A 19698-nucleotide genomic window follows, 5' to 3' on the forward strand; every position below is an offset into this window, starting at 1 on the left:
ACGGGCCAGGACCAATAAAGCGCCACCGCCGCTGTGCTCAGGCGGTTCTGCTTACTATTGCAAAAGCACTCATTGCTACTGCCTTAGCCGGTTGTTACGAAGCCCAACCCCATGGAATTTAACAGCAAAAGCCTGGAGCGCACTTCGCGCCTGGTGTACTACGCCATTTCCCTTATTCTGTGCGCTTTTCTGATTCTGCTGTCCAATCAGCTCATCGGCGACCTGGATACGGCCACTGCCCGGCCCGAGCTCGACAGCTTTCTCAACGCCGCCGCCGTGGCAGGCCTGCACCGCCGCCAGGCCATCCTGCAAGCCGAGGTGGAAAGCCTGCGCGACCGAAACGCGTTGGTGGAGCGCACCATGCTCACCGCTCAGCAGAACTACGCCAACGAAAAGCAGTCGTTTGAGAACTGGGTGAAAACCCGGAAAACCCTGGGCTCGCCCGACAAAGACGCCGAAGTGGTGAGCCGGGCCACCCGGCTCGACGAGTTTTACAAAGTGGAGCAGGCGTGGCGGGCGCAGCTGGCAGCCCGGCAAGCCGCCATTGATGCCCGACTGCGCCAGCAGGAAAGGCTGGAGCTGCAGCTGAACCGTGAAAACGGCCGGGCCAGCGAGCAGTACGAGGCCGCCCGCAAGGGCTACGACCTGAAAGTATTTCTGATTCGGCTGCTGTTTGTGGGGCCGGTGCTGGGCGTGGGCATTTTCTTTTTTATCCGCTACCGGCGGCACAAGTTCTGGCCCCTGTTCATGGGGTTCACGCTGTTCTCGCTTTATGCTTTCTTCTTCGGCCTGGTGCCCTACCTGCCCAGCTACGGCGGCTACGTGCGCTCGGCGGTGGGCGTGGCGCTGTCGGTGGGGCTGGGCTACTACGCCATCAAAACCTTCCGGGCCTACCTGGAGCGCCGGCAAAAAGAATTGCAGGCCTCGAGCCAGGAGCGGGCCAAGCACGTGCAGCTGGAAGTGGCCGAGAAAGCCTTGGACAACCACTATTGCCCTTCCTGCGGCAAAGATTTCATCATCAAGAAATGGGAAACGCCGTCAAAAGCCATCGGCAACGATGCCCTGCCGCTGGTGACGGACTTTTGCCGCCACTGCGGCCTGAACCTGTTTGTTGATTGCTACAACTGCGGCCACAAAAACTTCGCCCACCTCCCATTTTGCGCGGCGTGTGGCGTCAAATCGGCGGCGAAGTCTGCGCCACAGGCCGGGCAGCCGGCTGTTAGCTAGGCGCGCACCACCTGCGCCGTGAACACGGCCGCCAGAGCCGCCGTTTCCGTGCGCAGCCGCGAGGCGCCCAGCGTGACCGACCGGATGCCCTTTGCCAGCGCCAGCGCAATTTCCTGCGGCGTGAAGTCGCCTTCCGGCCCAATAAGCACACAGCAGCCCGGGCCCGCACCGGCCACCTGCGCCAGCGCCGTGCGCTCGCCTTCTTCCAGGTGCGCAATAAAAGTGGTTTCGGGCACCACTGTCGCCACAAAAGCAGCGAAGTCGGTCAGCTCGTCCAGCTGTGGCAGCCAGGCCTGACCGCTCTGCTTGAGGGCGCTGACGGCAATTTTCTCCAGCCGCTCCAGCTTCAGCTCGCGGCGCTCGGAGCGAGCGCAGCGCAAGAAGCTGATGCGCTCGACGCCCACTTCCACGGCTTTTTCCACAAACCACTCCATTCGGTCGAGGTTTTTGGTGGGGGCCACGGCCACGTGGGTGAAATAGGGGCGGGGCGGCACGGCCTCGTGCGCGGTGATGCGCAGCTGGCAGCGCTTGGGGTTGGCCTCGGCAATTTCGGCCCGGTAGTGGCCGCCGCGGCCATCGAGCAGTTCCACGGCGTCGCCCGCACCCAGGCGCAGCACCCGCACGGCGTGTTTGCTTTCCTCCTCAGAAAGCTGGTAGGTGGCGGCAGTGGGCAGGAGGTCGGGGGCGAAGCAGGTCAGCATGGAGCAAAGTTCGGGGGCGGGAGGGTACTTTGCCGGCACTATCCATTTTTAAAGGTGATGACAACGCACGAATTCTGGCAGACAACACCGTTCAGCTACCTCATCACCTACTCATTAAACCGGGGAGCAAAATGGGAGGCTTTGTGTATGGCCGCCAAACACCAGTTTGCGGCCTTGCGCAAAGAATTGCTGACGGCTGACGCCGCACAGCTGCCAGCCATGCGGGATAACCTCAGCAGCTTAGAGCGTAACCGGGATTTGGATTTATTACCACTAACTGAATCCAGCGGCGCCTACCACATAACCGCTTCGCCAATAGCCAGAATAGCAGCTGAATCGCCTGCGGCGGCCCAGCTGGCGGCTATTCTAGCTATTCCCGTTCAACAACAGCTCCATTGGATGTGCGCGCCGGTATACCGGGACGCCCTAGCGTTCTATGACAGCCAAGACAATTTGTGCGCCGTGCTAAACATCTGTTTTGGGTGCGATAGAATGATTACCCACGAGCTGCAGGAAATATCGGCCGACACAGCAGCGTATAAGGCATTGAAACAGTATTTAATTGAATTGGGCCACGTAATTGAAGAGAAATAGCTAAACAGCAAAAGCCCCGTCGGCTGCAACCGACGGGGCTTTTTGGTGAGTGAACTACTGCGGAAACTTACGCTTCGACTGCCACGCGGGGCGCGCCGGCCATGATTTCCTCGTTGGCAAACTCGGCGTACTTCTTGAAGTTGGCCACAAACTTATCGGCCAGGTCCGAAGCCGTTTTATCGTAGGCTTCTTTGTCGGCCCAGGTGTTGCGCGGGTCCAGGATTTCGGAGGGCACGCCGGGCACGGCGCCGGGCACCATCATGCCAAAGACGGGGTGCTTCGTGAATTTCACGTCGTCGAGCTGGCCATTCAGCGCGGCCGTAATCATGGCGCGGGTGTAGGGCAGCTTCATGCGGTGGCCGGTGCCGTAGCTGCCGCCCGTCCAGCCGGTGTTGATGAGCCACACGTTGATGTCGGGGTTTTCGTCCATCTTCTGGCCCAGCATCTCAGCATATTTGGTGGGGTGCAGCGGCAGGAATACCGCACCGAAGCAGGCCGAGAACGTGGTCTGCGGCTCGGTCACGCCCATTTCGGTGCCGGCCACCTTGGCCGTGTAGCCCGACATGAACAGGTACATGGCGTGCGACTTATCGAGCTTGCTGATGGGCGGAATCACGCCAAACGCATCGGCCGTGAGGAAGAAGATGTTCTTCGGCGCGTCGGCCACGCCGGGCTCGATGGCGTTCGGGATGAAGTTGATGGGGTAGGCGGTGCGCGTGTTCTCCGTCACCGATTTGTTGGCGTAATCCACGGTATGGGTGCCGGGGATGAAGCGCGTGTTCTCCACGATGGAGCCGAAGCGGATGGCGTCGTAAATCTCGGGCTCCTTCTCCTTGCTCAGGTCAATGACCTTGGCGTAGCAGCCGCCCTCGAAGTTGAAAATGCCTTCGTCGGGCGTCCAGCCGTGCTCGTCATCGCCGATGAGGCCGCGGTTGGGGTCGGCCGAGAGGGTGGTTTTGCCGGTGCCCGAGAGGCCGAAGAAGATGGCTGTGTCGCCGTCCTTGCCCACGTTGGCCGAGCAGTGCATGCTGAGCGTGTTGTGCTCGTGGGGCAGCAGGTAGTTCAGCACGCCGAAAATGCCTTTTTTCATCTCGCCGGCGTAGCCCGTGCCGCCAATCAGAATCATCTTCTTGGTGAAGTTGATGATGGCGAAGTTGGGCTGGCGGGTGCCGTCCACGGCCGGGTCGGCCTCGAAGCCGGGGGCGCAGATGATGCTGAAATCGGGCGTCCAGGAGGTATCCGCGCCTTCTTCGGGGCGCAGGAACATGTTGTAGCAAAACAGGTTGTGCCAAGCCTGCTCGTTCACCACGCGCAGCTTGAGCTGGTAGTCGGGGTTGGCGCCGGCGTAGGCTTCGCGCACGTACAGCTCCTTGTCGGCCAGGTAGGCCACCATTTTCTGGTGCAGTTGGTCGAATTTCTCGGGGGCGAAGGGGATGTTGATGTCGCCCCACCACACGCTCTCGGCGGTGTTTTCGTCCTTCACCACAAACCGGTCTTTGGGCGAGCGGCCGGTGAACTTGCCGGTGTCGGCCATCAGGGCGCCGGTGTCGGTGAGGTGGCCCTCGCCGTTGCGCAGGGCGTGCTCCACGAGCGCAGCGGGCGTTAAATTGAGGTGAACGGTGGCGGTTTCGGTGAAGCCCAGGGGCTGCAAACGATTGTGGGCCGTGGCGGCAAGGGTGGGAGCTTGTTGCATGGCTATAAAGGGGTTAGGGGGAGGTTCTTGCGAAAGAGGATACAAAGGTAGAATTGCCAAGCCGCAGCGGACTGAAACAATTCATTTCTTTAACGGGACAAATTAAACCATGTCGCCGCTGCGCGTTACATTTGATAACCACATACGGCAAAATGAAGCCGTAGGAGGTGTAAAAATCGAACGCCCTGCTCGCGCAAGGTTTTCTTTGTCCCTGTTTTTTGTCGCGCCATGGCTACGGATATTGCCCGCTACAACGGAATCTACGGCGACCACAAAGCCCAGATTTCGCACGACTATCTGCAGAGCCAGCTCATCGTGCCCCGCCAGCGCGTCACCGACTGGGGGCTCAAGCCGCACCTGCACGAAAATCTCTTCCAATTATTCTTTCTGGAGGCCGGACGGGCTTCTTTTGGCGCTCCCGAGCCAGTGGAGCTGCGCACGCCGTGCCTGGTCATCATCCCGGCCAACACGGTGCACGGCTTCACGTTCAGCCCGCAGGTGAAAGGCCGCACCCTCACCTTATCGGAGGCCTTGCTAGACACCATCCTACAAGCCACGCCGGGCGTGCTGGTCGAGCTGAACTCGGTGCACATCCTGTCCGATTTCAACTCCGAAGTCCGCTTTGGCGACTTGCAAGACCTGGAACAGCAAATTCACGAAGAAATCAACTCCGACCTGCCCGGCAAGCAGCTGGCCCTGAACGGCTACTTCAAGCTGCTTTTTGTGAAGATTTACCGCCTGCTGCAACACAACCGCCGCCAGCAGGAGAGCCCCAATCGCGCCCTGCACTACTTCCGCGAGTTTCAAAAAGCCGTGGAGCGCACCGCGCCCTTCGAGAAAAAAATATCGGAGTTTGCCCGTGAGCTGAAGATTACGCAAGTGCACCTGAACCGCATCTGCCAGGCCGTGAAAGGCAAAACGGCCCAGCAGATAGTGCAGGCGCACACCATTCGGCGGGCGCACAACTACCTGCTCTACACGTCGCTTTCGGTGGCCGAAATTGCCTACGAGCTGCAGTTTGTCGACCCGGGGTATTTCACCCGTTTTTTCCGCAAGCAAACCGGGCTGGCGCCGGCCGCCTACCGGGCCAAAGCCTACCGGAGCGATGCCGCCAAGCCCGGCAAGGCCGAGCTGAGCGAAGGGTAGCCGGGCAATCAAGCCGCCGCCTTGCCAGGCCGGGCCAGCCCCATTAATGCCGAAACTTTCCTAGATTTACCGTGCCCGCATTGCACTACTGTTGCAATGATTGAGGTTCTGGCCTTTTCGCATCTCATTTCTCACCCCTCGTTTCCCCCTATGCAAACCATCCCCGCTCAAACCGAGCAGCCGCTCGCCGCGGAATCCACGAGCCACCCCAAGGGCCTGTACCTGCTGTTCGCCACCGAAATGTGGGAGCGGTTCAGCTACTACGGTATGCGCGCCGTGCTCGTGCTGTTCCTCACCAAGGCCATGATGATGGACAAGGCCTTCGCCTCCAAGTTCTACGGCGGCTACACCAGTTTGGTGTACCTCACGCCGCTCATCGGTGGCTTCATTTCGGACCGGTATTGGGGCAACCGGCGCTCCATCCTCACGGGCGGTTTGCTGATGGCACTGGGCCAGTTCACGCTGTTTTTCTCGGCTTCCAACTACGGCGCGGCTGAAAGCCATGCTCTCAGCCACTGGCTCCTGTACCTGGGCTTGGGCGTAATGATTGTGGGCAACGGCTTCTTCAAACCCAACATCTCGAGCATGGTGGGCTCGCTCTACGCGCCAGCCGACAAGCGCAAGGATGCGGCCTACACCATCTTCTACATGGGCATCAACCTGGGCTCGTTCATTGGCAACACCATTACCAGCCTCATCGGTGACACCGGCAACCCCGCCGATTTCCGCTGGGCTTTCCTGGCCTGCGGCATTGCCATGTTGCTGGGTACGGTCATTTTTAACTGGGGCAAGGAAAAATACCTGCACACGCCCGACGGCACCCAAGTAGGCCAGACACCCGCCATTTCGGGCGGCGTCATGGGCATTTATGCCTTGCTGCCGGTGCTGCTCGCCATTATCCTCGGCATCCTGTGGCTCGATTCGGCCAAATTCCCCACCATCGCTCCGCTGCTCGGCGTTGCCGTGCTGGGCATTGCTTTCATGATTTTCAGCGATAAATCCCTGAGTGGCGCCGATGTAAAAGGCATCATGGTGATTTTCATCGTGTCGTTCTTCGTGGTGTTCTTCTGGGCGGCGTTCGAGCAGGCGCCAGCCTCGCTCACGTTCTTCGCCGATGAGCAGATGAACCGCACCATCTTTGGCTACACGCTGCCGGCCAGTATTTTCCAGAACCTCAACGCCATCTTCGTGGTGGTGGGTGCGCCCATCATGGCCGCCGTCTGGACGGCCCTGGGCCGCCGCGGTGCCGAGCCGCCGTCCCCGCTCAAAATGGCCATCGGTCTGGCTTTGCTGGCCGCTGGCTACTTGGTGATGTGCTTCGGCGTGCACAACCTGCAGCCCGGCGTGAAGGTGAGCATGTTCTTCCTGGTGGCGCTCTACTTCCTGCACTCCGTGGGTGAGCTGTGCCTGTCGCCCATCGGACTGTCGCTGGTGAACAAGCTGGCCCCCGTGAAATTCGCTTCGCTGCTGATGGCCGTGTGGTTCCTCGCCAACGCCGCCGCCAACTACCTGGCCGGCTACATGAGCAGCCTGTACCCCGACCCGAAATCGAACGCTACGCCGGAAATTCTCGGCTACCACATCACCAACCTCTACGACTTCTTCATGGTGTTCGTGGTATCGGCCGCGGTGGCCGCTGGCATTTTGTTCCTCATCAGCGGCAAGCTGGCCAAGATGATGGACGCCCGCAACTACCCCGCGCCCGCTGCACAGGCGTAAGGCGATTCATTTTCCGCTGCTTACAGAAGCCCTCGGCGCTCCGGCGTTGGGGGCTTCTTTGTGTCCGGGAATTCTCCGGATTTCTGTTTTTTCGAAGGCCCGCCCCTGAGCCGTCCGCGGGAGGGATATAGGGAGAGTGGTATGCTGATTTATCTTGCGTAGCCTTTTAACCTACCCTTTTTCTATGAAACAATTACTATTTTTTTGCGGCCTGTGGCTGGGCACAATATCGGGACAGGCGCAAGTGCCCCACCTCTGGAACCCGGCGGCAGCCGACCCCCAATTTGAGGCCCGCAAGCTCAGGCTGAGTGCCTCGGCTACGGCCCGGGCGGCAGTGGCCGGGAGCGCCCATAAAGGAACCGCATCTACCGTGGCCCGTCCCGCTTGCTTTGAGCCCTTCGACACCACGGCCGCCGGGGGCTGGACCAGCCTGGGCCGCAACGACGACGATTCTTTCGGCCCGGTTAGCCTGGGGTGGAATTTCTCCCTGTTTGGCAATCGGTACAGCGAGGTGTACATCAACAACAACGGCAACATCACCTTCGACGCGCCATACGGTTCCTTCAATGCCCAGGGCTTTCCTTTGGCCAGGCCCATGATTGCGCCGTTTTGGGCGGACGTGGATACCCAAAACCCCGCCAGCGGTACCGTGTGGTACAAGGTGTTTCCGGACCGGCTGGTGGTGGTATGGAGCAAGGTGGGCTATTTCAATCGCAAAGCCGATAAGAAAAACACTTTCCAACTGGTCATTAAGGCCAACACGGCGCCCGGCTTTTCCGGCAACGACGTGCTCTTCGCCTACGACGACATGCAGTGGACCACCAGCGATGCCTCAAGCGGCACGGGCGGCTTCGGTGGGATTCCGGCCTCGGTGGGCGTCAACAAAGGCAATAGCGTCGACTACATCCAGACCGGAAGATTTAACCTCAGCGGCAGCCTGGCACCGAACACGTCTTTCCCGGGCAATCCCGGCGGCGTGGACTGGCTCGACGGGCTCTGCCTGGGCTACCGCGTGCGCGACGCCGGCAACGTACCGCCCGCCGTGGCCGGGTTGCCGGCTGGCAACCTGCTCACCGTGAACCAGGGGCAGACCGTGGTGCTACCGCTCCAGTTCTCGGGCCCGGAAACCGACGAGACGGTTTCCGTGTCGTCCAATTTCAACGGCGGGACGTTTTGCAACGCTTCGGTGAGCACAGCGGGCAACGGCGGCACCAACCCCACGCTGACGTTCTCAGTAACCGGCGCGCCTTGCAACGTGGGCACGCGCACCATCAATTTCACGGCCACCGACAACGGCCTGCCCGCGCCTGCGCAATCAGTTTTTGCCCTCACCGTGGTGGTGAACCCGGCCAACGGGCAATGGACCGGCGCCGCAAACACCGCTTACACCAACCCGGCGAACTGGAACAATAACACCGTGCCCGCCGCCACCGACAACGTGACCATCCCGGCCGGCGTGCCCAACATGCCCGTGCTGAGTACCAGCGCCGCCGTGGGCAGCCTGACCGTGGCCACCGGGGCCTCGCTCACGGTGGCCAGCGGCGGCGCCCTCAGCCTGAGCGGTGCCCTCACCAACAACGGCACCATCGGCGGGGCGGGCACATTGCTCACCACCGGCAGCGCCGCGCAAAGCTTTGGGGGCTCCAACGGCCTGCGCATTGCCAACCTCACGGTGGGCAGCGCGGGCGTGCAGCTTACCCGCCCGTTGGCCGTGACGCGCCTGCTGACGCTGAACGGCAACCTGGCCTCCAACGGCAACCTGACCCTGGCGGCCGACGCCAGCGGCACGGCCATGGCGGTGAACAACGACGCGGCCGCCGTGCTGGGCACCGCCACCGTGCAGTGCTACCTCGACCCCGCACTAAACCCGGGCCTGGGCTACCGCCACCTGGCCGCCCCCGTGGCCAACACCACGCTGGCCGACCTGACCACTGCCGGCTTCTCGCCGCTGGTGAATGCTGCCTATAACGGCGCCGCCAACCCTGGCCAGGTGACGCCTTTCCCCAATATTTTCTTCTACAACCAAGCTTTGGTAGCCGCTACCGGCAACGGTGCCACGGCCGATTTCGACAAGGGCTGGGTGTCGCCGGCCGCCACTACTGAGGCCATGACGCCCGGCCGGGGCTACACCGTGAACCTGGCCGCTGGCCAAACCATTGATTTTGTGGGCACCCTGGGCAACGGGGCCGTTGCCATCGGTGCCCTCGGCCGCGGCGTGTCGGCCCAGGCCGGCTGGCACTTGCTCGGCAACCCGTACCCGGCGCCCATCAACTGGACGCAGGCCTTTGCTGGGGCCTCGGGGCTCGATAATGCCGTGCACGTGTACAAATCGAGCGGGCAATACGCCGGTACCTACGCCAGCTACGTCAACGGCGTGGGCACCAACGGCGGCACTAACGTTATCGGCTTGGGGCAGGGCTTTTTTGTGCGCGCCAGCACGCCCGGTGCCACCGCCAGCCTCAACTTGAGCAATGCCGCCCGCCTCAGCACCTACACCTCGGCCGCCCCGCAGCGCGGCACCGCCGAAACCCGCCTGCTGCTCCAGCTAAGCCTGAGCGGCGCCGGGGCCACCGACCAGGCCGCCGTGTATTTTGAAACCGGCGCTACTGCGGGTTTCGATGCTGCTTTCGATGCCCCCAAGCTCACGGCCGGCCACCGCGTGCAGCTGGCCCTCGACGACGTGACCGGCCCCCTAGCCATCAGCGGCCGGCCGCTGCTCGGCAACGCGCCGCTGACGGTGCCACTGGCCGTGCGCGTGGCCCAGGCCGGCACCTATACGCTACGCGCCGACGAGCTGCTGAACCTGCCCGTCGGCGCCACCGTGCAGCTGCGCGACGCCCTGACTGGCACCGTCACGCCGCTCACGCCCCAAGTCACTTACACCTTCACCGCCGATGCCTCGCTGGCCGGGCCGCGTTTCTCGCTCATCTTCCAGGCCACCCGTGCCCTGGCCACTGCTCCGGGCCAACTCAGCGCCCAGGTGGTGGTGTTTCCCAACCCGGCCCATCAGCAACTGTGGCTGGCCGTGCCCGGCAGCTCGCAGGCCGTCAGTGTAAGATTGGTCAATGCGCTGGGCCAGCTGGTGCTGCGCCAGGAGCTGCCCGTTGCGCATGGTGCCGGTGCGCAAGCCCTGGCCGTGGGCCATGCGGCGCCCGGCGTGTACACCCTCCACGTGGCCCTGCCCGAAGGCGTGGTAACGAAGCGCGTCGTTATTGAGTAGCACGAGTTAGCGTAGCTGATGGCCCAACTCGCGCCGTGTCGCTCCGTACTTCAAACCAACAAGAAAGCCCCGCCGGCAATGCCAGCGGGGCTTTTCTATTCCTAACAGCGAGAGGCTGCCAGCGGCTTGACTTACATCATGCCGCCCATCCCACCCATGCCGCCCATGCCGCCGTCGCCGTGGCTATGGCCGCTTTCTTTGGGCTCGGGCTCGTCCGAAATCACGGCTTCGGTCGTCAGCAGAAGGCCGGCGATGGAAGCAGCGTTTTCGAGGGCCAGACGGGTCACCTTGGTGGGGTCGATGATGCCGGCGGCCACCAGGTTCTCGTACCGGTCTTCGCGGGCGTTGTAGCCAAAGTCGCCTTTGCCTTCCACCACTTTCTGTACTACTACCGAGCCTTCGCCACCGGCGTTGGCCACGATGGTGCGCAGGGGAGCTTCCAGGGCCGTGCGGATGATGTTCACCCCCGTGCGCTCGTCGGCGTTGATGGTCTCAACACCAGCCAGCGACTCCAAGGCGCGCACCAGGGCCACGCCGCCGCCGGGCACCACGCCTTCCTCAACGGCGGCGCGGGTGGCGTGCAGGGCGTCGTCCACCCGGTCTTTCTTCTCTTTCATTTCCACCTCGGTGCTGGCACCAATGTAGAGAATGGCCACACCGCCGCTCAGCTTGGCCAAGCGCTCCTGCAGCTTCTCCTTGTCGTAGTCCGACGTGGTGGTTTCCATCTGGGCCTTAATCTGGGCCACGCGGCCGCTGATGGCGTCTTTCGAGCCCTTGCCGTTCACGATGGTGGTGTTGTCCTTGTCGATGATGATTTTCTCGGCCGTGCCGAGGTACTCCAACGTCGCGTTTTCGAGCTTGTAGCCCTGCTCTTCGCTGATAACGGTACCGCCCGTGAGGGTGGCAATGTCTTCCAGCATGGCCTTGCGGCGGTCGCCGAAGCCGGGAGCCTTCACGGCGGCAATTTTCAGCGAGCCGCGCAGCTTGTTCACCACGAGGGTGGCGAGGGCTTCACCGTCCACGTCTTCCGAGATGATGACGAGGGGCTTGCCGGTTTGCAGCACTTGCTCCAACACGGGCAGCAGCTCCTTCATGGTGCTCACCTTCTTGTCGTAGATAAGGACGTAAGGATTGTCGAACTCAACCTCCATTTTCTCGGGGTTGGTCACGAAGTAGGGGGAGAGGTAGCCGCGGTCGAACTGCATGCCTTCCACCGTTTTTACTTCGGTTTCGGTGCCGCGCGCTTCTTCCACGGTGATGACGCCTTCCTTGCCCACTTTCTCCATGGCATCGGCAATCATCTTCCCGATTTCGGCGTCGTTGTTGGCCGAAATGGTGCCCACCTGGGCAATTTCCGCCGAGTTTTCAATCTTCTTCGACTGCGCCTTCAGGTTGGCCACTACGGCCAGCACGGCCTTGTCGATGCCGCGCTTCAGGTCCATGGGGTTGGCACCGGCGGCCACGTTCTTCGAGCCGGCGGTGTAGATGGCCTGGGCCAGCACGGTGGCCGTCGTGGTACCGTCGCCGGCCTGGTCGGCCGTTTTCGAAGCCACTTCTTTCACGAGCTGGGCGCCCATGTTCTCGATGGGGTCGCGCAGCTCAATTTCCTTGGCCACGGTCACGCCATCCTTGGTGATGGACGGGGCGCCGAATTTTTTGTCGATGATGACGTTGCGGCCTTTCGGGCCGAGGGTCACTTTCACGGCGTTGGCGAGTTTGTTCACGCCGGCTTGCAGGCGGGCGCGGCCCTCCACGTCAAATTGGATGTTCTTAGCCATTTCTGGGAACTGAAGTAAGTAAGGTTAATAGGTGTTTTGGAGTTTTCGCGGGCTCAGCCTGACGGCTTAGAGCACGGCGAAAATGTCCGACTCGCGCATGATGAGCAGGTCTTCGCCGTCGACGGTGATTTCGGTGCCGGCGTACTTGCCGTACAGCACCTGGTCGCCCACCTTCACCTGGGGCTTGATGAGCGAGCCGCTGTCAGCGGTTTTGCCTTCGCCTACGGCCACCACTTCACCGCGCTGGGGCTTCTCCTTGGCCGTATCGGGGATGATGATGCCAGATTTGGTTTTTTCCTCGGCGGCGGCGGCGCGAACAATGACGCGGTCGGCCAGCGGTTTCATGCTAAGTGCCATTCTGTGTGTGTTTGGGTTATGTAAGGTGGAAAATCAGAGTCTACGCCCCCTCGTCATTTCCCGTGCCAGCCCCGGAAACCTGACAAAATGGGCAGTTTTTGGGAACCCGCGTGGCAGTGCCCCGGGCAAACAGACATTGCACGAGGCAAACTTGACAAGCCTGCGCCAGCCCAATCCGGCTACAAATGACAAAGCCGGCGCCTCCCAAGGGAAGCACCGGCTTTTGCATCGGAGGCGCGAAAAGCGCGCGGAATTAGTTGGTGGTGGCCGGAGCGGAAGCCGGCGCAGCAGGCTGAACCGGAGCCGTTGCGGGGGCCGTGGTGGTACCGGCCGGAGCACCAGCGGGAGCCGGGGCGGCAGGGGCAGGAGCCGAAGGCGCGGGCAGCTTGGTTTCGAGGGCACGCTGTTGGTTCACGCTACGGGCGGGACCGGCACCGGTCGACGTGAGCATGTGCGAGCCGAGCGACAGCACCACCAGGCCAATGGCAAAGCCCCAGGTCAGTTTCTCCAGCAGGTCGCCGGTGCGCTTCACGCCCATCATGCTGGCGGCGCCGCCAGCGCTAAACTGGCTTGAAATTCCGCCGCCTTTGGGGTTTTGGGCCAATACCACCAGGGCCAGCAGGAAGCAAACGAGGAGAATGAGAACGATGAGTGCGATGTACATGTAGAGAAATAAAACAAAGAGGCGATTTACGCCGAAGGTTGCAAAGATTGGATTTGGGCCGCAAAGTACGCCATTTTTTCCGGCTGTTTCACCATCAGCTTCTCATAAATCTCAATGGCTCGGGCAGTTTTGCCCTGGCGCACAAAGATGCGGGCGAGGCTTTCGGACACCAGGTCGGGCTCGGCGCGGGTGCTGCGCACGCTCAGGTCGGCCTGCGTGGTGGGCGAGGGCGGCAGCATGGCCGGCCGTGTAAGGCGCGGCTGGCGCTTCAGGAAGTTGTTGATAAGGTCGAGCGACGAGGGCAGCGCCGGGGTCGGCGGACGGTGCGTTGCCCAATAGTCGAGTAGCAGCGGGTCGGGTTCGAAGAAGGCCCCGACGGGCGGTAGCGGCGTTGCCGGGGGCTGGCCGTCGGCCCCGGCGGGCGATGTGTTTTCGTTGGCTTCAGCCTTATCGGTCAGCAGGTTGAGCAGCTGCAGGGAAAAGCCCAGGCGACTGCTTTCGCCGTAGCCGTAGCCAACGGCCTCGTCGCCGGTGAAGGCGGCAGGGGTGAGTTCCGGGGCCTCTGGGGTAGACCTACTGCCCACCGACAGGAAGTCAGCGGGGACAGCCGGGCCACCGAGGCTCAGGGTGACGGCAGCGGCGGCCCATTCGTCTACCAGGCCCGGCAGCTCATAGGCCGGCGGGGGCGGGGGTGGCTCGGCCAGCCCGAATTCAAAGCGGGCCTCGCCTACTTCGACCGGGGGCCGAATGGCGGGAGCCTGCGCGGGCAGGTCGGGCTCTTCGGCTAGCTCGATGGGGGTTTCCATCTCCGGCGTTGGCGAGGCAGCCGGAATATCTACGCCTTCCTGGTCAACCAGTACCGGCGTCAGGTCGGCCTCAACAGCCGCAGAAGGCGTGGGGCTGGCCTCTGGCTCAGCATCCGGTTCAGGCTCGGCCAGTGCCTCCACCGGCGTCGGTGCGGGTTCCTCGCCTGCCGGAATGTCGGCAATTTGTTCAGGAACTGTCTCAGGTACCGGCTCCAGCACCGGTTCCGGTTCGCTCACCGCCGGCGCAGTTTCCGGGACCGTGATGGCAGCATCCGTGGGCTTAGCTTCGGCAGTGGATGCTTCTTCAGCAACTGGGGTGGCCGTTGGAATGGGGGTAGCTGGCGGCTCAACAACAGTTATTTCGGCAGCGGGCAGTGGCGGCGTGGCGGGAACTACGACGGGCTCGGCCGGCACTTGGGCAACGGGCGGCTCGGCGGTGACTGGCTCGGCGGTGGGCAGCGGTGCGCTGCTGGTCACCGTCTCTTCGGCGGGCGCCGCTATTTCCGGCACTGCTTCGGGCACGGGGGCCGGCTCCACTTCCTCAATCAGGCGGCGCAGCAGGGCCCGGTCGGCGGCATAGGTGGCGGCGCGGCGCAGGCGCTGGCCAGCCAGCATGGTGCCTTGGTCGTGCGCGGCTTTGGCAAGTAGCAAGTGGGCCGTCTGGCAGTACGGAAACGCCTGGGCCAGTTGCTCCAGCTCGCGCACTTCCGCCTGGCCAAGGGCCGTGGGGCGGGCAAGAACTTGCAAAAGCGTGGCGCGGGTCACGGGGCTAAACGGGCGTTATTGAGCAGAAGCGAACAGACGGATTCTTAATAAATTCGCTTTTTCGGCGGAAGAATGGGGCCGCAACATTACGTCAATTTACGCAAATGCCCACGTCCTTTCGCCACACCAAAACAGGGGCGAAATGCCTCGTATTCGGCAATTGCCTCAATCGCTGAGGCTTACCAAAGAGTGCCTGGCAGCTGCCTACCAGTTGGCCACCGATTTATTGAAAATATCGGTGATGATTTTGTCCGTCGTGCGGCGCACGGCGGTGGGGTCGTTGTTGATGGTGGCGATGTTGCGGTCGGCCGAGAAGTCGTCGAAGTTCTGAAACACCTGCTCAAAGCTCTGCTTGTCGTCTTTGGAGTTGGTGAAGCGAATCTTGACCTGAATGGTGAGGCGGTTGGAGCCGGCCTGGCTCACGCCGCCCACCTGCTGAATGGCCGCCGGCGCAAAATCGTAGGCCACGATGTTGCCGTCGAATTGCAGGTCGCCGTCGCGCGGCACCAGCTTGAGGTTGGTGTTGCGCTGGAAGTAGTCTTTCAAATCCTCGGTGAAGCGCTGCGTGAGGAACGCCGGGCCCATCGGGGCGTTGTTCTGAATGGTGGAGATGGAGATGGTGCGCACCGCCGGGTCAATGTTGGTACCATTGAACGAGTAGATGCCGCAGCCGCTAAGGCTCAATAAAGCGCTAAGGATAAATAGCTTAATGCTTGTTGCCTTATACTTGCTCCAGGTCATATTGCTTCAGTTTGCGGTAGAGCGTGCGTTCCGAGATGCCCAGGTCGTGGGCGGCATACTTGCGCTTGTTGTTGTGCTTTTTCAACGCCTTGAGAATCATCTCGCGTTCCTTCACGTCGAGGGAAAGGGTTTCCTCCTCGGTTTCGTGCGGGATGTCCTCCACGGGGGCCTCGTCGTCGTAGCCGGTGCTGGGCTCGGCGTTGTAGGCGTTGGGCGCAGGCGGCAGGAGGTATTCGGCCCCGGCACCGCCCTCAAACGCGCTGGCGCCACTGGTATTGCTAAAGAGGTGACTGTTCTGGCGCAGCAGTTCCTGGGCCTCGTGGGGGCGCTGGCCGGTGGCCAGCTCCAGCACCATCTTTTTGAGGTCCGTCATGTCGCGGCGCATGTCGAACAGGATTTTGTAGAGCAGGTCGCGCTCCGAGTAGCCGGCCGCCGCGCCTTCGGATGCGCCGGGGCCCAGCAGCATGGGCAGGCGGCTGGTTTGGTCCTGCGGCAGGTAGGGAGCCAGGCGGCGGGCATCGAGCTCGCGCTCGGTTTCCAGCACCGAAATCTGCTCGGCGATATTTTTGAGCTGGCGGATGTTGCCGGGGAAGCGGAAGCGCGTCAGCGCCTGCACGGCATCGGGCAGGAGGGTGATGGGCCGCGTGCGGTAACGCTCGGCCGAATCGGAAGCAAACTTGCGGAAAAGCAGGTAGATATCCTCGCCCCGCTCACGCAGCGGTGGAACCGTGATGGGCACCGTATTGAGGCGGTAGTACAAGTCTTCGCGGAAGGTGCCGGCCTGCACGCGGTCCAGCAAATTCACGTTGGTGGCGGCCACCACGCGCACATCGGTCTTCTGCACCTTGCTAGAACCGACGCGGATGAACTCGCCGTTCTCGAGCACGCGCAGCAGGCGGGCCTGGGTGCCGAGCGGCATCTCACCGATTTCGTCTAGGAAAATGGTGCCGCCGTTGGTGACCTCGAAGTAGCCTTTGCGCGCCTCATTGGCGCCGGTGAAGGAGCCTTTCTCGTGGCCAAACAGCTCCGAGTCGATGGTGCCTTCCGGAATGGCGCCGCAGTTGATGGCAATGAACTGCCCGTGCTTGCGCGGCGACAAGGCGTGAATAATTTTGGAAAAAGACTCCTTGCCCGACCCGCTTTCGCCGGTGATGAGCACCGTCATGTCGGTGGGCGCCACTTGGGCGGCCACCTGAATGGCGTAGTTCAGCGCCGGCGCGTTGCCGATGATGCCGAACCGGAGCTTGATGGATTGGATTTCTTGGGTGGTCAAGACGAATAGCGTTTAGGAAAGGCGGGAATACTATTGCACTCGCGGCAGGAAGCTACACCGCCTCGCCCAGGAGTGCGGCGCCAGTCGTGCTAGTCGCCAGTACGTTCACGTAGTCGCCTTTCTTGAAGTTTTGCTTTGGGAAAATGACAACCTGATTCTGGCTGTTGCGGCCGCTTAGGTGCTCGGCTGAGCGTTTGGACGGACCTTCCACCAGCACCTGGTGCACCCGGCCCACCATGCGGGCGTAGCGGGCACGGGCGTGGATTTGCTGGCGGTCGATGACTTCCTGCAGGCGGCGCTTCTTCACGTCCAACGGAATGTCGTCTTCGAGCTTGCGGGCGGCCAGCGTGCCGGGGCGCTCCGAGTAGAAGAAGTTGTAGCCCATGTCGTACTGCGCGAAGTCGATGAGGCTAAGCGTGTCTTGGTGCTCTTCCTCGGTTTCGGAGCAGAAGCCCGAAATCATATCGGTCGAGATGGCGCAGTCCTCGCCCAGAATGCGGCGGATGGCCTGCACCCGCTCCTCGTACCAGGGCCGGTCGTAGGTGCGGTTCATCAGGGCGAGCACGCGGGTGTTGCCGCTTTGGGCGGGCAAGTGGATGTACTTGCAGATGTTGTCGTGCTTCGCCATGGTGTGCAGCACCTCGTCGGTGATGTCCTTGGGGTGCGAGGTGGAGAAGCGCACGCGCAGCTCGGGGCTAATAAGGGCCACGCGCTCCAGCAACTGGGCGAAATTGACGAACTCAGTGCCGTCGGCGCTGGCCCACTTGTAGGAATCCACGTTCTGGCCCAGCAGCGTCACTTCCTTGTAGCCGGCGGCCACCAGGGCCTGGGCTTCCTGCACAATGCTGTGGGCGTCGCGGCTGCGCTCGCGGCCGCGGGTGAAGGGCACCACGCAGAACGAGCACATGTTGTCGCAGCCGCGCATGATGCTGATGAAGGCCGTGATGCCGTTCGAGTTCAAGCGCACGGGCGTGATGTCGGCGTAGGTTTCCTCGCGGCTCAGCAGCACGTTCACGCCTTTCTGGCCGCCGTCTACCTGGCTGATGAGGCCGGGCAGGTCGCGGTAGGCGTCGGGACCCACCACGAGGTCCACGATTTTCTCTTCTTCCAGAAACTTGCTTTTCAGGCGCTCGGCCATGCAGCCAAGCACACCCACGAGCATGCCGGGCTTGCGCTTCTTGTGCGAGTTAATCTGCTTGAGGCGCATGCGCACGGTCTGCTCGGCCTTCTCGCGGATGGAGCAGGTGTTGAGCAGCACCAGGTCGGCGTTGGCGAGGTCGTCGGTGGTGTCAAAGCCTTCGTCGAAGAGGATGCTCGACACGATTTCGGAGTCCGAAAAGTTCATCTGGCAGCCGTAGCTTTCGATGTAAAGCTTGCGCTGCCGGCCCGTGCGCGTGGCGGCCGTGATGCGCACCTCGCCGCTGGGCGTAGCCTCGGCGGCAGGGGCCGCAGTATCTAAAAAATCAAGAGTTAAGAGGGGCTGGGGCATAATTATAGCGCGTTTCGGCGGGGCACAAAGATACGCCTTTGCTGCGTAAAATGACAGAATGGCAGGGATTGATTGGGTTGATTGGAACAATAAAACGGTCACGCCGAGCGCAGCCGAGGCATCTCGCTAGCTTCGTTCAACAATGATGACTGCTTCGGCACCGGTCGTTCCTCCGTTGCGCTCGGCATGACGGCGTTGACAGGCATTTTTCTGCCTGCACCTTACTCTCCAATAGCTGCGCCCAGCACTTCCAGCAGGGCTTTTGCCTTCAACAGGCACTCATCGTATTCCCGTTCCGGGTCCGAGTCGTAGGTGATGGCCGAGCCGACCTCGAAGCTGAGGTAGCCGCTGTCCTGCCGGTATTGCAGCGAGCGGATGACGACGTTGAAATCGAAGTCGCCGTTGGGCCACACGTAGCCCATGCTGCCGCTGTAGAGTCCACGGCGCACATTTTCATAGTGCTCAATGAGTTGCATGGCCCGGATTTTCGGGGCGCCCGTCATCGAACCCATCGGGAAGGCGGCGCGCAACACGTCAACCAGCGTGGTGCCGGGCCGCGCGGTGGCTTCTACGGTCGAAATCATTTGCCAGAGGTGGCGGAAGGGGTAGAGGCCGAAGAGCTCGGGCACGTGCACGGTGCCGGTCTGAGCCACGCGGGCGAGGTCGTTGCGCACCAAATCCACTATCATCAGGTTTTCGGCGCGCTCCTTTTCGTCGTTCAATAAAGCGTTGCGCTGCTGCTCGTCTTCGGCCGGAGTGGCGCCGCGGCGGATGGTGCCTTTGATGGGCTGCGACAGCAGGCGTGCGCCTCGCCGGGCCACAAACCGCTCGGGCGAAGCACAAAGCAAAAACCGGTCGTGCCAGCGCACAAAACCCGCAAACGGCGCGGGCGAAACTTCCATCAGCCGCCAAAACGCATCCACGGGATTCAGGCGCACGTTCTCGGCGTAGAATTCCTGGCACAGGTTCAACTCGTATACCTCGCCGTTGAGAATGTCCGTCCGGATGGCCGTCACGGCCTGCAGGTAGTTGGCTTTGGGCAGGCGGGCCCGCATCACGGGCACCTGCGGCGCCGAAGTGGACGGTAAAGACTGGGCCAGAATCTGGTCAAGCACCCCCTCGGCGTTGCCGTGCACTTCCACCGCATCGGCTTGCCAGCACAGCCAGGTTTCGGGTGTGAAGAAATGCAGTTGCGGCCAGCCCATGCCGTCGGCGTTGCCGCTAGTCAGGGCCTCAATGTCGTTTTTGACGTCGTAGGTAACAAATCCGCACCGAAAGGCCGACGAATCATCGGCTTCCAGCGCCGCCAGGGAATCTGATGAGCGTGCCGCGGGGCTGGCTACGGCCAGAATGCGCTCAAACGGCCCTTCTGGATAAGAGGCGTCGTTGGGTTCAAAATAGGCGCAGTGCGGAAACTGCGCGGCCCAATGCAACGCCCGCTGCCGAAAATCGGTTGGCAGGTCGGCGATGGAGAGACGCAGAAGGGGAACCGCAGAAACAGACACGGGATTCGTTCAAATGATGA

The 19698-nt window shown here is 62.1% G+C and carries 15 protein-coding genes; 5 read left to right on the plus strand and 10 right to left on the minus strand.

Going from position 1 to position 19698, the window contains the following annotated elements; genetic code table 11:
- Positions 1-111: 111 nt before the first annotated feature.
- Complete coding sequence (locus MUN81_RS10615; RefSeq protein ID WP_245117270.1) at positions 112-1227, plus strand: zinc ribbon domain-containing protein; 1116 nt, start codon at positions 112-114, stop codon at positions 1225-1227.
- On the opposite strand, the gene MUN81_RS10620 is transcribed toward MUN81_RS10615, so the two are convergent.
- Positions 1224-1928, minus strand: a complete 705-nt coding sequence (locus MUN81_RS10620; RefSeq protein WP_245117271.1) for a 16S rRNA (uracil(1498)-N(3))-methyltransferase — start codon at positions 1926-1928, stop codon at positions 1224-1226. The two genes, MUN81_RS10615 and MUN81_RS10620, sit on opposite strands and share 4 nt — an antisense overlap.
- 57 nt (positions 1929-1985) lie before the next feature.
- Here MUN81_RS10620 and MUN81_RS10625 point away from each other — a divergent pair, with 57 nt between their 5' ends.
- Positions 1986-2522: a hypothetical protein gene (locus tag MUN81_RS10625; protein WP_245117272.1), complete on the plus strand. Its 537-nt coding sequence runs from the start codon at positions 1986-1988 to the stop codon at positions 2520-2522.
- A gap of 67 nt (positions 2523-2589) precedes the next feature.
- Here the strand turns inward: MUN81_RS10625 and pckA are convergent, their stop codons facing one another.
- Positions 2590-4215 (minus strand): phosphoenolpyruvate carboxykinase (ATP), encoded by a 1626-nt coding sequence (pckA, locus tag MUN81_RS10630; protein ID WP_245117273.1) that lies wholly within the window; start codon positions 4213-4215, stop codon positions 2590-2592.
- A gap of 228 nt (positions 4216-4443) precedes the next feature.
- On the opposite strand from pckA, the gene MUN81_RS10635 reads away from it, so the two are divergent.
- The 3 genes from MUN81_RS10635 (at position 4444) to MUN81_RS10645 (ending at position 10300) form a co-directional block, all read left to right on the plus strand.
- A complete protein-coding gene (locus MUN81_RS10635) occupies positions 4444-5361 on the plus strand; it encodes a helix-turn-helix transcriptional regulator (RefSeq protein WP_245117274.1) in 918 nt (305 codons plus the stop codon).
- A 150-nt stretch (positions 5362-5511) separates the two neighbouring features.
- Entirely contained in the window at positions 5512-7080 is a 1569-nt protein-coding gene (locus MUN81_RS10640) for a peptide MFS transporter (protein WP_245117275.1), read from the plus strand.
- 184 nt (positions 7081-7264) lie between these two features.
- Positions 7265-10300 carry a nidogen-like domain-containing protein gene (locus tag MUN81_RS10645; RefSeq protein ID WP_245117276.1) on the plus strand — a complete coding sequence of 1012 codons (3036 nt, stop codon included), beginning with the start codon at positions 7265-7267 and terminating at the stop codon, positions 10298-10300.
- Between the two features lie 131 nt (positions 10301-10431).
- Here MUN81_RS10645 and groL read toward each other — a convergent pair whose 3' ends face one another.
- The 8 genes from groL to pabB all read right to left on the minus strand — a co-directional run bounded on the left by groL (position 10432) and on the right by pabB (position 19678).
- Positions 10432-12078, minus strand: a complete 1647-nt coding sequence (gene groL / locus MUN81_RS10650; protein WP_245117277.1) for a chaperonin GroEL — start codon at positions 12076-12078, stop codon at positions 10432-10434.
- Positions 12079-12144: 66 nt separating this feature from the next.
- Positions 12145-12435, minus strand: coding sequence for a co-chaperone GroES (gene groES, locus MUN81_RS10655; protein WP_068195400.1), 291 nt, complete (start codon positions 12433-12435; stop codon positions 12145-12147).
- Positions 12436-12688: 253 nt separating this feature from the next.
- On the minus strand, positions 12689-13099 hold the full coding sequence (gene secG, locus MUN81_RS10660; protein WP_245117278.1) for a preprotein translocase subunit SecG: 411 nt from the start codon (positions 13097-13099) through the stop codon (positions 12689-12691).
- 26 nt (positions 13100-13125) lie between these two features.
- Positions 13126-14652 (minus strand): hypothetical protein, encoded by a 1527-nt coding sequence (locus MUN81_RS10665; RefSeq protein WP_245117279.1) that lies wholly within the window; start codon positions 14650-14652, stop codon positions 13126-13128.
- 222 nt (positions 14653-14874) lie between these two features.
- Entirely contained in the window at positions 14875-15354 is a 480-nt protein-coding gene (locus tag MUN81_RS10670; protein ID WP_245117280.1) for an LptE family protein, read from the minus strand.
- A 37-nt stretch (positions 15355-15391) separates the two neighbouring features.
- Positions 15392-16684 (minus strand): sigma-54 dependent transcriptional regulator, encoded by a 1293-nt coding sequence (locus MUN81_RS10675; protein WP_245117281.1) that lies wholly within the window; start codon positions 16682-16684, stop codon positions 15392-15394.
- 52 nt (positions 16685-16736) lie between these two features.
- The gene (gene miaB / locus MUN81_RS10680; RefSeq protein WP_245117282.1) at positions 16737-18173 is read right to left on the minus strand and encodes a tRNA (N6-isopentenyl adenosine(37)-C2)-methylthiotransferase MiaB; all 1437 of its coding nucleotides are present in this window, start codon (positions 18171-18173) and stop codon (positions 16737-16739) included.
- A gap of 221 nt (positions 18174-18394) precedes the next feature.
- Positions 18395-19678, minus strand: a complete 1284-nt coding sequence (gene pabB, locus MUN81_RS10685) for an aminodeoxychorismate synthase component I (protein WP_245117283.1) — start codon at positions 19676-19678, stop codon at positions 18395-18397.
- Positions 19679-19698 lie beyond the last annotated feature (20 nt).

The organism is Hymenobacter sp. 5317J-9, from assembly GCF_022921075.1.
In the GTDB taxonomy this organism is placed as follows: domain Bacteria; phylum Bacteroidota; class Bacteroidia; order Cytophagales; family Hymenobacteraceae; genus Hymenobacter.